The organism is Aeromonas sp. s1(2024) (genome assembly GCF_040908005.1).
Lineage (GTDB): Bacteria > Pseudomonadota > Gammaproteobacteria > Enterobacterales > Aeromonadaceae > Aeromonas > Aeromonas caviae.
Genome location: NZ_JBFOCW010000047.1, coordinates 77656 through 91610, shown reverse-complemented (window position 1 = coordinate 91610; position 13955 = coordinate 77656). Strand labels below are relative to the sequence as shown.

The 13955-nt window shown below is 62.6% G+C and carries 11 protein-coding genes; 3 read left to right on the top strand and 8 right to left on the bottom strand.

All coding sequences use genetic code 11. The annotated features are described in order from the left end of the window. Positions 1–171 precede the first annotated feature (171 nt). The 6 genes from AB5Y70_RS11455 to AB5Y70_RS11430 form a co-directional block, all read right to left on the bottom strand. Positions 172–1137, bottom strand: a complete 966-nt coding sequence (locus AB5Y70_RS11455; RefSeq protein ID WP_039039849.1) for an alpha-L-glutamate ligase-like protein — start codon at positions 1135–1137, stop codon at positions 172–174. 3 nt (positions 1138–1140) lie between these two features. Then, positions 1141–2679 (bottom strand): inactive transglutaminase family protein, encoded by a 1539-nt coding sequence (locus tag AB5Y70_RS11450; RefSeq protein WP_010674088.1) that lies wholly within the window; start codon positions 2677–2679, stop codon positions 1141–1143. A gap of 3 nt (positions 2680–2682) precedes the next feature. Beyond that, positions 2683–3441: an ATP-dependent zinc protease gene (locus AB5Y70_RS11445; protein ID WP_010674089.1), complete on the bottom strand. Its 759-nt coding sequence runs from the start codon at positions 3439–3441 to the stop codon at positions 2683–2685. A gap of 82 nt (positions 3442–3523) precedes the next feature. Beyond that, complete coding sequence (gene cmoB / locus AB5Y70_RS11440) at positions 3524–4501, bottom strand: tRNA 5-methoxyuridine(34)/uridine 5-oxyacetic acid(34) synthase CmoB (RefSeq protein ID WP_042017353.1); 978 nt, start codon at positions 4499–4501, stop codon at positions 3524–3526. Further along, on the bottom strand, positions 4498–5241 hold the full coding sequence (gene cmoA, locus AB5Y70_RS11435) for a carboxy-S-adenosyl-L-methionine synthase CmoA (protein WP_043155209.1): 744 nt from the start codon (positions 5239–5241) through the stop codon (positions 4498–4500). The genes cmoB and cmoA overlap by 4 nt, the downstream gene beginning before the upstream one ends. Before the next feature lie 333 nt (positions 5242–5574). Continuing rightward, positions 5575–6423: a DUF72 domain-containing protein gene (locus tag AB5Y70_RS11430; RefSeq protein WP_010674092.1), complete on the bottom strand. Its 849-nt coding sequence runs from the start codon at positions 6421–6423 to the stop codon at positions 5575–5577. A gap of 428 nt (positions 6424–6851) precedes the next feature. Between AB5Y70_RS11430 and aspS the strand changes: the two genes are divergently transcribed. The 3 genes from aspS (at position 6852) to AB5Y70_RS11415 (ending at position 11519) form a co-directional block, all read left to right on the top strand. Next, positions 6852–8618 carry an aspartate--tRNA ligase gene (aspS, locus tag AB5Y70_RS11425; RefSeq protein ID WP_043155207.1) on the top strand — a complete coding sequence of 589 codons (1767 nt, stop codon included), beginning with the start codon at positions 6852–6854 and terminating at the stop codon, positions 8616–8618. Between the two features lie 100 nt (positions 8619–8718). Then, a complete protein-coding gene (locus AB5Y70_RS11420) occupies positions 8719–9459 on the top strand; it encodes a YebC/PmpR family DNA-binding transcriptional regulator (RefSeq protein WP_043155205.1) in 741 nt (246 codons plus the stop codon). Positions 9460–9893: 434 nt separating this feature from the next. After that, positions 9894–11519 carry a phosphoethanolamine transferase gene (locus AB5Y70_RS11415; RefSeq protein WP_043155202.1) on the top strand — a complete coding sequence of 542 codons (1626 nt, stop codon included), beginning with the start codon at positions 9894–9896 and terminating at the stop codon, positions 11517–11519. A 69-nt stretch (positions 11520–11588) separates the two neighbouring features. Here the strand turns inward: AB5Y70_RS11415 and AB5Y70_RS11410 are convergent, their stop codons facing one another. Beyond that, entirely contained in the window at positions 11589–12803 is a 1215-nt protein-coding gene (locus AB5Y70_RS11410) for an ROK family protein (protein WP_010674096.1), read from the bottom strand. A gap of 4 nt (positions 12804–12807) precedes the next feature. Beyond that, on the bottom strand, positions 12808–13953 hold the full coding sequence (nagA, locus tag AB5Y70_RS11405; protein WP_043155200.1) for an N-acetylglucosamine-6-phosphate deacetylase: 1146 nt from the start codon (positions 13951–13953) through the stop codon (positions 12808–12810). Positions 13954–13955: the final 2 nt, after the last annotated feature.

Sequence of the window (13955 nt, the reverse complement as noted above, 5' to 3'; positions counted from 1 at the left end):
GATGGGCAGGCCACCCCTCATTGGTCAGGAGCTTATCCCCTTGTGCCGCGCCATTGAAGGGGCGCCGCCATGGGATGTGACGGGGATCGGCCTTCGGGCGGGGCGCCCTGCGTGCAGGAGCGGCCATAAAAAAACGCGCCGGTGGGCGCGTTTTTGCAGAAGGGGGGCGGACTATTCGTCGAAGATACCGAAGTGATCCTTGGCGAAGTTGACCCGCTGCTCCACGTTCATCTTGACCTGACCCAGCTTCTCGATGGTCTTGAGGTTGGGCACCAGGCCGCGACCGTTGGCGATCTGGATGGCAAGGCCCGGACGGGCGTTGAGCTCCAGCAGCATGGGGCCGCGGAACTTGTCCAGCACCATGTCGGTCCCGATGTAGCCAAGACCGGACATCTCGTAGCAGGAGGCCGCCAGGTTGAGCAGGGTGTCCCAGTGGGGCACCTTCAGATCGTAGAGATCCAGGCCGGTGTCCGGGTGGTGGCGCAGCGGGTTGCCAAACTGCACCGCCCGCAGGGCGCGGCCGGTGCGCAGGCACAGGCCCACCCCCACGGCGCCCTGGTGCAGGTTCGCCTTGCCATCGGAAGCCGAGGTCGAGAGGCGCATCATGGCCATCACCGGGAACCCCTTGAAGATGATCACCCGGGCATCGGGGACCCCTTCGAAGGAGTAGCCGTCGAACACGTCGTCGAAGTTGATGAGCCCTTCCACCAGCGCCACGTCGGGCTTGCCGCCGAGGGAATAGAGCCCCGCCAGGATGTTGGAGACATGGCGCTCCAGATCCTGGCCGTTGGCGGCGCTGCCGTTGGGCTTGTAGAAGAGGCCGTCCTCCTGGCGCAGGATCACCAGGATCCCCTTGCCGCCAGAGCCGCGGGCCGGCTTGATGCAGAAGCCCGGCCAGTCCTTCACCAGCTCGGTGATGCGAGTCACGTCGTGCTGCTCGCGGATGGTGCCGATGAGTTCAGGCACCGTCACCCCCGCATCCAGCGCGATGCGCTTGGTCTTGAGCTTGTCATCCACCAGCGGATAGAGGCGGCGCGGGTTGTAGCGGCTGATGTAGGAGTGGTTGCGCTTGTTCATGCCGAGGATGCCTGCCTGGGACAGGCTCCACGGACTGGTGTATTTCTGCCAGAACCACATCTGTTACTTGTCCTTACCCGGGGTGGCACCAGACTTCATCTCGTCCACCAGCGGCTTGAAGCGCTTGAGCTCGCTCAGCTTGTAGCCGGTGTAGTTACCCATCAACAGCACGGTCGCCATCAGCACCAGCTGCAGGCCGAGGAAGTTGAAGGTGAGGTGACGAATGAGCTCGTTGTCCATGGCCAGGTAGGCGATGACCGCCACCAGCAGGGAGCCGCCGCCCTGGCGGAACACCTCTTTGGGACCCTCTTCTTCCCACAGGATGGACATGCGCTCGATGGTCCAGGAGAGGATGATCATCGGGAAGAAGGTGATCTTCATGCCGTCGGTCAACCCCAGCTTGAAGGCGAACGCCGAGAAGATGCCGATCATCGAGATCACCATGATGATGATCGCCGATATTCGGGCGACCAGCAGCAGGTTCAGCCTCGAGAGGTAGGAGCGGATCACCAGGCCGGTGCCGACGATCAGCAGGAAGCCGATGAGGCCGGTGACCAGCGAGGTCTGGATGAAGGCGACCGCGATCAGCACCGGCATGAAGGTGCCGGAGGTCTTGATCCCCACGATGACCCGCAGGAACACCACCATCAGCACGCCGATGGGGATGAGCAGCAGACCCTTGAACAGGGCTTGCTCTTCCAGGGGCAGGCTGTGGATGGAGAAGTTCATCATCTCGGATTTTTCGAACTTCTGGGCCAGGGCCACGTTGACCGGTTGCTCCTGCTCGATCATCGAGAAGGTGACGCGGGAGTTGTGACCGCCGGTGACGTCCAGGAGGGCGCCGGAGTTGTACTCCCACAGCAGCAGGTTGGCCGGTTGACCCTGTTCACCGCTTTGCGGGTTGAACAGCTTGTAGTCGGTCGGGCTGTTGAAGACCTGCAGGTAATCCACCAGCTCCTGACGGCGACGGCCATCTTCCAGGCTGAGGGCGTGAACCACCCGGGCCGGGACGTCCGCGTTGTTGAGCAGCTCGGCAATCAGATTGGCGCGGCTCTTGTGGGACTTGAGCAGCTCGGCGTTCTGTTCCTGCTTCTCGATCTCCTTGATGATCTCGCGGGTCAGGGTGTAGCCGTCGGCGGAGCGCTCCTGGGCGCGCTCCAGGATCTGCTTCATGGCCGTGGCGTAGGGCTCGCTCTCGATCTGCTTCTCGATGGCGGGCGGCTGCGGGTTGGCGGCGGGCTTGGCATGGGCATCGGCCATCATGTCGACCCGGTAGTAGAGCTCCTGACGGCCGGAGGCGGTGCGGATGGACCACTCGGCGCGGGCATCCCCGTCTTTTTCCACGAACGACAGGCCATAGCCCGGGCTCGCGGCGTTCTCGTTCATCAGGGTGAAGCCGGGCTGGGTGCCCGGAATGGCCAGGGAGGCGATCACCGGCTCGCCGGTGGCCTCGAACTCGAGCTTGGCTTCGATGGACCAGATCTGGCGCTTTTCACCCGGCGTGAGCGGGACGTCCAGCGCGATGTGATGATAGAAGGTCATCCCCAGGCCGACGATGTAGAGCAGGGCGACCAGCAGATAGAACGGCTTACGGGAAACCATGGATTATTTCACATCCTTGAGCTTGGGTTTGGGTTGGATATATTCGCGGGCCACGTCGACCACGGCGATGTCTTTGAGGAATTCACGGCCCAGCAGCACGGGGAAGGTCATGTCGCTGCGGTCCTTCAGGGTAAATTCGGCCTTCTCGGTCATGTCGCCGATGCGCACGGCGAGGCGAACCACGGGGCGACGGTCGAGATCGTCGGCGGAAGCCTGACGGACCCGCACGTGACGCACCAGGGGTGCTTCAATCTGGATCTTGTCGTCCATCTCCTGGTGGCTCAGGAAGAAGCGCACCCAGTTCTTGCCGTTGCGCTCGAAGATGGTGATCTCCTGGGCGCTGATGGAGGAGGTGGTGGCGCCGGTGTCGACCCGGGCCTGGAAGGCGTCGTTGGCGGCGTCAACCCAGATCCACTCCGCTTCACCCACCAGCAGCTTGCCATCGACGGTGTGGCCCTGGCTCGGCGCCGGGCACTTCTCGGTGGGAATGGGCATGGCCTTGGGCGGCTCGGGAGGCAGGGTAGCCAGCTTGCTGTCGACTTTCTTCACGGACTCTTTCATGTTGGTGACATCGGTGTTGAGCTGAACCAGCAGGTGCTGTTGCTGCACATACTGCTTCTGTTGCTGTTCCATGGATGTTTGCAGACGTTGCTCGCTCAACGAGATCTCGTTGCGCAGCTCGGCCAGCGTCAGGGTCGGGGCCGGGGGGGCTTTTTCCATACTGACACACCCGCCGAGACTGAGCAGGGAGAGCAGGGTCATTCCTTTTAATTTGCTTTTCATGTCATTCATTTAACTGTGCTTCCTGGAATTGGGTCAGTGTAACTTCCACAGCCGCCATCGGCTAGTCTTTGGCCTTTCTGGCGATCAGTACGGCACGTTTGGGTGCCGGGTATCCTTCGACCGTGAGTGCAGGATTGTGTGGATCCAGATAGTCACTCAGGGACTCGTTAATCATCCAGTCGGTACGACGCTGTTCGTCGGTGCTGGTCATATTCTCGTCGACGATGCGCACATCGGTGAACCCGCAGCGCTCGACCCAGCGTGTGAGGGCCGCGCTCGAGGGGAGGAACCAGACGTTGCGCATCTTGCCGTAGCGATCGGAGGGCATCAGCACCTGGTTTTCGTCGCCGTCCACCACCAGGGTCTCGAGCACCAGCTCCCCATCGTCTTTGAGCTGGTTGCGCAACTGCTCGATGTGCTCGATGGGAGACTTGCGATGATAGAGCACCCCCATGGAGAAGACGGTGTCAAAGGCCCGCAGCGCCGGCAGCTCCTGGATACCGAGCGGCAGCAGGTGGGCGCGCTGGTCGTTGTCCATGAAGTGGCGAATGGCTTCGAACTGGCAGAGGAACAGCGGGCTCGGGTCGATGCCGACCGCCAGTTTCGCCCCTTCCCCCACCATGCGCCAGAGGTGGTAGCCGCTGCCGCAGCCCACGTCCAGCACGTAGCGGCCCTGGAGCGGGCTGATGTGGGGCAGCACCCGATCCCACTTCCAGTCGGAGCGCCACTCGGTGTCGATGTGGATGCCGTGCACATGGAAGGGGCCCTTGCGCCAGGGCATGAGCTGGCGCAACAGGCTCTCGGTCTTCTTGCGCTCACCCTCTCCCAGGCTATCGGAGCCGCCGATGGCGACCCGCTCTTTGAGCTCGATCCGGCCGGGGGCCACGACGGGCAGCTTGGCGAGGGCGCGGTTCCAGCGCGGCAGATCCCCGTGCAGGTTGTCGTGCTGCCAGGCGTGCAGCTGGGCGGGCAGGGTGTGCAGCCAGTGGCTCAACCGGTTCTTGGCGATCAGTTGATAAAAATGGGCGAAATCGATCATGGCTTAGTTGGTGTCGCTGGCTTGATGGCAATCATGGAGCCGAAGTTGAAGCACTGGAACCAGAGGTCCAGGTGGGTGAAGCCGGCGTCCCGCAGGCGCGCCTGATGGACCGCCAGGGTGTCGGTGCGCATCACGTTCTCAAGGGCGGTGCGCTTCTGGCTGATTTCCAGCTCGCTGTAGCCGTTGGCCCGCTTGAAGTCGAGGTGCAAGTCGATGAGCAGCTCGTTGACCTGCTCGTCATCGAAGCGGAACTTCTCGCTCAGGATGAGGATGCCGCCGGGGCGCAGGCCGTCAAAGATGCGCGCGATGAGGGCGGCCCGCTTCTCGGGGGCGACGAACTGCAGGGTGAAGTTGAGCACCACCACGGAGGCGTTCTCGATGGGGATGTCGCAGATGTCCGCCTCCACCAGATCCACCGGCACCTCGGACTTGAAGCCCGAGAGGTGGGCGCGGGCCCGCTCGATCATGGGGTGGGAGAGATCCACCGCCGTGATCTGGCAACCGGGCTGGGTGACGTGGCGGCGCATGGCCTGGGTCGCGGCGCCGAGGGAGCAGCCGAGATCGTAGAGGCGGCTCTGGGGCTGGGCGTAGCGGGCGGCCATCATGCCGATGGCGGAGATGATGTTGCTGTAACCGGGCACCGAGCGCTGGATCATGTCGGGGAAGACGTCGACGACCTGCTCGTCAAAGCAGAAGTCTCCCAGACGGGCAATGGGGGCGGCAAAAATCTGATCGTGCATGCTGACGCAACCTGACAGCCGGTGTGGTGGGCGGCTGTTTTATTCAATTGAATCTTGGGTGGACGGACATCGAAATGGCGTCGTCACCGGTTGACGAACGGGGTGGCTTGCTCCGGGATCCTTCGGGCTGCCCCTGTTCGCAACGGGCCATGGTCCGGGCCCTCAGGGTGCCGGGCTGGGGTGGGCAACGCATTGCCATGCACCCAGGCCCGGGACCTTACTTGGGGCGCTAGTGTAGAGGAAAGGCGGGCGTTTGTCTTGACGCCAACCCCGGTGGGACCACAAAAAAAGCGGCTTTTTTTGGGGATAGAGAAGGGGCGGGGAGGGGGCCGCTCAAAAGGGCAGCACCCCCTGGCGGGCGCGATCGTTTTCTCCCGGCCAGGGGGCCATCTCCTGGCCGAGCAGGCGGCTGATCTGCCGTGCGAGTTCGGGGGCCCGGGCATTGTCGGCGGTGTGAACAAAGAGGTAGAGATCCTTGCCCTCCTGAAGCCATTGTTTCCAATGTGGCAACCATGGTGGCAAAAATGGGTGATTGTCCTCGATTTGAGGCAAACCAATCAGGCGCACCACCGGGGCACCCCCCGTGGCCAGCAGATGGACCGGCAACCTGGGTTTCTTGCCCTGGGCATCGATCATGGCGGCCGTGGTGGCGGGCACCGAGAAGAGCGGGCGGCTGTCGAGCATGATGCGATTGATGCCCCGCGCCATCAGCATCCGGTTGAGGGCCCGTTCCGCCTCCCCCTTGGCGAAGAAATCGGGGTGGCGCACCTCGAGGGCATAGGTGAAATCCTGGGGCAGCCGCGCGAAGAAGGCATCCAGACGGGCCAGCCCCTCTGGCCCGAAGCGGGCGGGCAGTTGCAGCTTGAGCAGCCCCAGCTTGTCATGCAGGGGGGCCAGCAGGCGGATGAAGGCCGTCACCTGTTTGTCCGCGCTCACCAGATCGCTCTGGTGGCTGATCTCCTTGGGAAACTTGAAGCTGAAGCGAAAGTGGTCGGGGACCGCATCGGCCCAGCGCTGCACCGTCTCCGGGGTCGGCGAGGCGTAGAAGGTGGTGTTGCCCTCCACGGAGTTGAACACCCGGGCATAGTCGGCGAGGTGCTCGGCGGGCCTGGCATTCATCCCAAGCAACTGGCCGGGCCAGGCCGGGTGTGACCACTGGGGCAGGCCCAAATAGAGGCTCATGATGGTTCCTGTCGGCAGGTTGGCGCACTTTTGCCCTCCTTTTTGCGCCAGAACAACAAAAAACAGGGTAAAGGGGGCTGCGGGCCATTTTACCCAAATGGAGGTTTTCCTCTATAATGCCAACCCTTTTGTTTGCCACATTGTCGTAATGCGCGCGACCGAGCCCCTGGGTGACGATGATCGCGGCCCGGCAGTGGCCAGACAACGACGCCAGCCGATACCCCGGCGCCCACTCGTCATCCCGGTCGGGAGCGGGGGCATGCCTGGGGCGGCGGCAAGAATCCGGCTCGGGGAGCCGGATGACCCGAGACAGATTTCAAACCGGGCAAGAAGCAGGATCTGGCCAGCTGTGAGACAGACGGTGCTTGCCAGTCGTGCCCGGCGACCCAGGATGAACCGTCTCTCTACCATTTCGAAGGAAGAAGTCCATGCGCTCTATCTATTGCGGACAGGTCAATGAGGCCCATGCCGGGCAGACCATTACATTGTGCGGTTGGGTCCATCGTCGTCGTGATCTCGGCGGCCTCATCTTTATCGACATGCGCGACCGCGAGGGCATCGTGCAGGTGTTCTTCGATCCGGACAAGCCGGACGCCTTTGCCCTGGCCTCCGAGCTGCGCGGCGAGTTCTGCATCCAGGTGACCGGCGTGGTGCGTACCCGCCCCGACTCCCAGCGCAACAGCGACATGGCCACCGGTGCCATCGAGGTGTTCGCCCACGAGCTCACCATCATCAACCGTGCCGAGCCGCTGCCCCTTGACTTCAACCAGGTCAACAGCGAAGAGGTGAGCCTCAAGTACCGCTACCTGGACCTGCGTCGTCCCGAGATGGCCAAGTACCTGAAGACCCGTGCCAAGGCCAGTGCCTTCGTGCGCCGCTTCATGGACGAGCACGGCTTCCTCGACATCGAGACCCCGATGCTGACCAAGGCGACCCCGGAAGGGGCCCGTGATTACCTGGTGCCGAGCCGCGTGCACAAGGGCAAGTTCTACGCCCTACCGCAGTCCCCCCAGCTGTTCAAGCAGTTGCTGATGATGTCCGGCTTCGACCGCTACTACCAGATCGTCAAGTGCTTCCGCGACGAAGACCTGCGTGCCGACCGCCAGCCGGAATTCACCCAGATCGACGTGGAGACCTCCTTCATGACCGCGCCCCAGGTGCGTGAAATCATGGAAGAGATGATCCGCAAGCTCTGGCTGCACATCCTGAACGTGGACCTGGGTGACTTCCCCATCATGACCTTCGACGAAGCCATGCGCCGCTTCGGCTCCGACAAGCCGGACCTGCGTTTGCCGATGGAGCTGGTGGACGTGGCAGATCTCTTGACCGAGGTGGAGTTCGCCGTGTTCGCCGGTCCTGCCAAGGATCCGAAAGGCCGTGTGGCGGCCCTGAAGGTACCGGGCGGCGCGGAGCTGTCTCGCAAGCAGATCGACGAGTACACCAAGTTCGTCGGCATCTACGGTGCCAAGGGCCTGGCCTGGATGAAGGTCAACGAAGCCGCCAACGGCCTCGAAGGGGTGCAGTCCCCAGTGGCCAAGTTCCTCTCTGACGCCATCGTGCGCGAGATCCTGGCCCGCACCGGCGCGATGGATGGCGACATCATCTTCTTCGGCGCCGACTCCAAGAAAGTGGTGTGCGATGCCATGGGCGCCCTGCGCCTGAAGGTGGGCCGCGATCTGGGCCTGGTGGAGAACGTCTGGAAGCCGCTCTGGGTCATCGACTTCCCCATGTTCGAAGAAGATGGCGAAGGCGGCCTGGCGGCCATGCACCACCCCTTCACCGCCCCGAGCAACCTGGGCCCGGCCGAGCTGAAAGCGAACCCGGTGGGCGCTTACGCCAACGCCTACGACATGGTGATCAACGGTTACGAAGTGGGTGGCGGCTCTGTGCGTATCCACAACAGCGAGATGCAGTCCACCGTGTTCGACATCCTGGGGATCACCCCGGACGAGCAGCGCCTGAAGTTCGGCTTCCTGCTGGATGCCCTGAAATACGGCACCCCGCCCCACGCCGGCCTGGCCTTCGGTCTGGATCGCCTGAGCATGCTGCTGACCGGCACCGACAACATCCGGGATGTCATCGCCTTCCCGAAAACCACGGCGGCCGCCTGTCTGATGACAGACGCCCCGAGCTTTGCCAACCCGGCCCAACTGGGCGAGCTGGCGATTGCGACCACCGTCAAGGGTGACGAATAAGCCGTTATCGGCAACAAAGGCCGCAGCGATGCGGCCTTTCCCGTTTCCCTCTGGGCGCAACCAGTGTTACTGAAATTTCCAACTATAACGGAGAGTCCCTATGGCAGGTCACAGTAAATGGGCCAACATCAAACACCGCAAGGCGGCGCAAGACGCCAAGCGCGGCAAGATCTTCACCAAGCTGATCCGCGAAATCACCACCTCCGCGCGTCTGGGTGATGCCGATCCTGCCAACAACCCCCGCCTGCGTGCGGCGGTGGCGGCAGCCCTGACCAGCAACATGACCCGCGACACCATCAACCGCGCGATCGCCCGTGGGGCCGGCGGCGGTGACGGCGAGCAGCTCGAGACCATCGTGTACGAAGGGTACGGCCCGGCCGGTTCCGCCGTCATGGTGGAGTGCCTGACCGACAACCGCAACCGTACCGTGGCCGAAGTGCGTCACGCCTTCAGCAAGTGCGGCGGCAACCTGGGGACCGACGGCTCCGTGGCCTATCTGTTCACCAAGAAGGGGGTGCTGACCTTCGTGGGCGCCGATGAAGACGCCCTGATGGACGCCGCGCTGGACGCCGGTGCCGACGACGTGGTGACCGAAGAAGATGGCACCATCGAGGTCTACACCACCCCGAACGACTTCGGCACCGTGCTGGACGGTCTGGAAGCTGCCGGCTTCAAGCCCGAGAGCGCCGAAGTGACCATGATCCCCTCCACCGAGGCGGAACTGGATGCCGAGACCGCGCCCAAGCTGATGCGCCTCATCGACATGCTGGAAGATCTGGACGATGTGCAGGAGGTGTACCACAACGGCTCCATCTCCGACGAGATCGCCGCGACCCTGTAATTGCCTCTCGGGAGCGCTGTGATCCCCCAGGGCAAGGGGAGGGCGACCACAACGGTCCTCTTCCCTGGCTCCGACGAGATCGCCGCGACCCTGTGATCCCCCAGGGCAAGGGGAGGGCGACCACAAGGGTCCTCTTCCCCGGCTCCGACGAGATTGCCGCGACCCTGTTCAGGTTCGCGAACACACAGGTGCGACACCTTGTTTACCTTCGCAAAAACGGCAGCCCGGGCTGCCGTTTTTTATGTGCCAGACCGCGCACCTCCCCTTGTGGTTCGATTTCCTCTCTTAATGTTCGCTTAAGTTTGCCGTCCTAGGATGACCCCGTATCTGGACCTCCCTGGCTCTTGTCCTGTTTTTCAGGGCCGAGTGCCGGGATGGTCACCACGAAGCCTGCTGGCAGGTTGTTAGTTCCACTGGTTTGTCGGAGTCTCTCTATGCGTCTCACTCTGGGAGTGATGAAGGTCAATCTGTTGCTGGTGCTGCTGTTTGCACTGGTCTTCAACTGGCCCATTTTCCTGCACTTTTATCGCATTCTCAGCGCCCTTGAACACGTCAAGGCGGGGTTTGTCCTCTCCATTCCCCTGGTACTGGTGGCGGCCCTCAACGCGGTGTTCCTGCCCTTTACCTTCCGTTATCTGCTCAAGCCCTTTTTCGCCTTGCTCATCCTGACCGGCTCCCTGGTCAGCTACGCCATGCTCAAGTACGGGGTGATCTTCGACATGGGCATGATGCAGAACATCATCGAAACCAACAGCGGGGAGGCGGGCTCCTACCTCAACGGCTCCGTGGTGCTCTGGTTCCTGCTGACCGGCCTGCTGCCGGTGCTGGTCCTGCTGTGGGTGAAGATTGAGTATCCCCGTCCCTGGTACAAGGGGCTGGGTCTGCGCCTCGGTTCCATCGCCCTCTCCTTGCTGTTTCTGATGGGGGCTGCCGCCCTCTATTACCAGGATTACGCCTCGGTCGGGCGCAACCACAAGTCCCTCGGCAAGGAGATAGTGCCCGCCAACTATGTGCACGGGCTCTACAAGTACGCCAGGGATGTGGTCTTCGCCACTCCCATTCCCTACCAGCAGATCGGCACCGATGCCAGGGTGATCGGCCAGCATGAGAAGCCGACCCTGATGTTCCTGGTGGTGGGGGAAACGGCCCGCAGCCAGAACTACTCCCTCAACGGCTACAAGAAGGAGACCAACGGCTTCACCGAGAAGGAGGCCAATGTCGTCTCGTTCAGGAACGTGCGCTCCTGCGGCACCGCCACAGCGCTCTCCGTGCCATGCATGTTCTCGAACATGACCCGGCGCGGCTATGACGAGGCCAGGGCCCAGTCCCAGGACGGCTTGCTGGACGTGCTGCAACATGCCGGGATCTCGGTGCTCTGGAAGGAAAACGACGGCGGCTGCAAGGGGGTGTGCAAAAACGTCCCCACCATCGAGATTGAGCCCAAGGCATTCCCCGCATACTGCTCCGGTAATGCCTGTCATGACGAGGTGCTGTTGCAGGGGCTGGATCAGCAGATCGCCGACATGCAGGGCAAGCAGGGCAGCAAGCTGGTGGCCTTCCACCTGATGGGCAGCCACGGTCCGACCTACTATCGCCGCTACCCGGCCGCCGATCGCGTCTTCCTGCCGGACTGCCCGCGCAGCGACATCGAGAACTGCAGTAACGAAGAGCTGGTGAACACCTATGACAACACCATCCGCTACACCGACAAGGTGCTGGCCCAGCTCATCGACAAGCTCAAGAGCCTGGAGAGCCAGTACAACGTGGGGCTGGTCTATCTGTCGGATCACGGCGAATCCCTCGGCGCCATGGGGCTCTATCTGCACGGCACCCCCTACAAGTTCGCACCGGACGATCAGACCCGGGTGCCGCTCCTGACCTGGTTCTCTCCCCAGTTGCAGGCAGACCGTCAGCTCAATCTGGATTGCCTGCAACAGGAGGCAGCCAGCAAGCGCTTCTCCCACGACAACCTGTTTCACTCCATGCTCGGTATCATGGACGTGCAGACCCAGGTCTATGACGGCAAGCTGGATCTGTTCAAACCGTGCCGGGCGGGGTGAACCGGCGAAAACAGACCATAAAAAAACGGCAGCCACTGGCTGCCGTTTTCGTATCCGAAGGGGTAGGCCTTACTTCTGCTCCATGATGATCTGCAGCAGATCCCCTTCCAGCAGGGAGCGCTTGACCAGGGCGAAGCCGCCGATGGTGGGCTGGTTCTGAAAGCGCGCCTTCACGATGGGCAGGCCGCGATGGAAACTTGGCAGAGACTGGTGCTCGACACAGCGGCGGATGGCCGGGATCAGGATCTCTTCGGCGGCGGTGATTTCACCGGCGATGAGCACCTTCTGGGGGTTGAACAGGTTGACCGTGATGGCGATGGCGCGCCCCAGGTGCTCCCCCACGTTCTCGATCACGCTGCGGGCCAGCTCGTCACCGGCCACCGCCGCCTTGCACACCTCCTGGATGGTGATGTGCTTCTCTTGCAGCGAACTCAGGTGACCGCGGCTGATGAGCTCCTTCACCTTGTCGACGATGGCCTCGTTGGAGGCGATGGTCTCGAGGCAGCCGAAGTTGCCGCAGTGGCAGCGCTTGCCAAGGGGTTCGACCTGGATGTGGCCTATTTCGCCGACGTTGCGGTTCTGGCCGAGAAACACCTTGCCCTTGGTGATGATGCCCGAGCCCGTCCCCTGGTGGACACTCACCAGGATGGAGTCCATGCAGTCGCGGGACTCGCCGAAGAAGTGTTCGGCCAGCGCCAGCGAACGGGTGTCGTTGCCCACGTAGCAGGGGAGGTTGAAGTGGTGCTCCAGGAGCTTGGCGAGCCCCAGGTTGCGGATCTGGTAGGTGGGGGTGTAGATGACCATGCCGGATTCCGGGTTGACCAGACCCGGCATGGTCAGCGCGATGCTGATGAGGTTGCGGCTGCGATCCTGATTGGCGTCGATGAAGGCGCCAATCTCCCGCAGCAGCATGTCCACCACCGGTTGCTGCTCGATCTCGGTCACCTGGGTGATGTGCTGATCGAGCTCCTTGCCGTCGAGGTCATACAGGGAGAGCTGCAGGTAGCCGCGACCCAGCTTGGCGGACACAAACTGGAAGCGATGCTTGATGGTGGTCAGGGAGATGGCGCGGCGCCCGCCAGTGGAGGCTTGCGGCGAGGTTTCCCTGATGAGACCGTGCTCGATCAGTTGCCGGGTTATCTTGGTCACGCTGGCCGGGGCCAGCTGACTCAACTCGGCAATTTTGACCCGCGAGATGGGCCCCTGCAGGTCAATGAGGCGATAGACGACCGCACTGTTTACCTGCTTGATAAGATCTACGTTTGCTATTTGTCCGCCAGTCATAGTGTCACTGTGTTGTGTAGTGTCCGTTAACCACGGTCCCGCAGACCGCGAAGGCCTGATCAAAGACGGTGAGGTTGGCAATTTTTCCGACCTGGATACTACCGAGACGCGAGTCCCATCCAATGGCGCGAGCGGGGTAAAGGGTGGCCATTCTCAGTGCTTCGTCGAGCGGCAATCCGACCTGTTTGACCAGATTTTCCACCCCTTCGATCATGGTGAGGGCGGAGCCGCCGAGTGTACCATTCTCATCGACGCACTGACCATCGCGGAAATAGACGGTTGCACCGCAAAAATCAAATTTCTCAAAGCCTTCCGGTGCGCCTGCCGCCGCGGTGGCATCGGTGACCAGCACCAGCCGCTCCCCCAGCATCCTGTGCGCCAGGCGCACGTTGGCCCAGTGTACGTGGTGGCCGTCGACGATGATGCCCGCATAGACATCCTTGCGATCGTAGATGGCACCGACCACGCCGGGCTCGCGACCGTTCAGGGTCGGGGTCATGGCGTTGTAGAGGTGGGTGGCAAAGCGCATGCCGTTGTCAAAGCCCGCCATGGCCTGGTCGTAGTTGGCGGCGGTGTGGCCGGCGGAGACCAGGATGCCGGCCTCCACCAGACGGCGGATGTGCTCGGGCTTGTTGCGCTCCGGCGCCAGGGTGATCTTGGCGATGGCGTCCGCGTTGTCGCAGAAGAAGTCGATCATCTCGTCGGCGGGCTGGCGGATCTGTTCGGCCGGGTGGATCCCCTTGCGCTTGAGGTTGGTGTAGGGCCCTTCCAGATGGACGCCAAGCACCTCGTTGGGGTGGGCGGCCATGTAGTCGCGGGTGACGGCGACGGCCTGCTTCATGTCCGCATCCGGGCTGGTGATCAGGGTCGGCAGGAAGCTGGTGGTCCCGGATTTCAGGTTGGCCGCCTGCATGGTGGCCAGGGTGTCCGTGGTGATGTGACCGTTGAACATGACGCCACCGCAGCCGTTGAGCTGGACGTCGATGAAGCCGGCGCTGAGGTTGGCGCCCTGGAGGTCAATCTGCTCGATGCCGGCGGGCAGTTCTGCCTGGCGGTAGATGGCGACAATCTTGTCGCCATCGATGACCACGCCATAACCGGTCAGCACGCAGCTGCCGGTGTAGAGAGTGCAATTAGTCAGAGCGTACATGG

Excerpts from the sequence above, each read along its gene's own strand:
- AB5Y70_RS11415 (WP_043155202.1), top strand. The coding sequence starts at position 9,894 with ATGCGTCTCACTCTGGGAGTGATGAAGGTCAATCTGTTGCTGGTGCTG.
- AB5Y70_RS11445 (WP_010674089.1), bottom strand. The coding sequence starts at position 3,441 with ATGACCCTGCTCTCCCTGCTCAGTCTCGGCGGGTGTGTCAGTATGGAA.
- AB5Y70_RS11455 (WP_039039849.1), bottom strand. The coding sequence starts at position 1,137 with ATGTGGTTCTGGCAGAAATACACCAGTCCGTGGAGCCTGTCCCAGGCA.
- aspS (WP_043155207.1), top strand. The coding sequence starts at position 6,852 with ATGCGCTCTATCTATTGCGGACAGGTCAATGAGGCCCATGCCGGGCAG.
- AB5Y70_RS11430 (WP_010674092.1), bottom strand. The coding sequence starts at position 6,423 with ATGAGCCTCTATTTGGGCCTGCCCCAGTGGTCACACCCGGCCTGGCCC.
- nagA (WP_043155200.1), bottom strand. The coding sequence starts at position 13,953 with ATGTACGCTCTGACTAATTGCACTCTCTACACCGGCAGCTGCGTGCTG.
- AB5Y70_RS11410 (WP_010674096.1), bottom strand. The coding sequence starts at position 12,803 with ATGACTGGCGGACAAATAGCAAACGTAGATCTTATCAAGCAGGTAAAC.
- cmoA (WP_043155209.1), bottom strand. The coding sequence starts at position 5,241 with ATGCACGATCAGATTTTTGCCGCCCCCATTGCCCGTCTGGGAGACTTC.
- AB5Y70_RS11420 (WP_043155205.1), top strand. The coding sequence starts at position 8,719 with ATGGCAGGTCACAGTAAATGGGCCAACATCAAACACCGCAAGGCGGCG.
- AB5Y70_RS11450 (WP_010674088.1), bottom strand. The coding sequence starts at position 2,679 with ATGGTTTCCCGTAAGCCGTTCTATCTGCTGGTCGCCCTGCTCTACATC.
- cmoB (WP_042017353.1), bottom strand. The coding sequence starts at position 4,501 with ATGATCGATTTCGCCCATTTTTATCAACTGATCGCCAAGAACCGGTTG.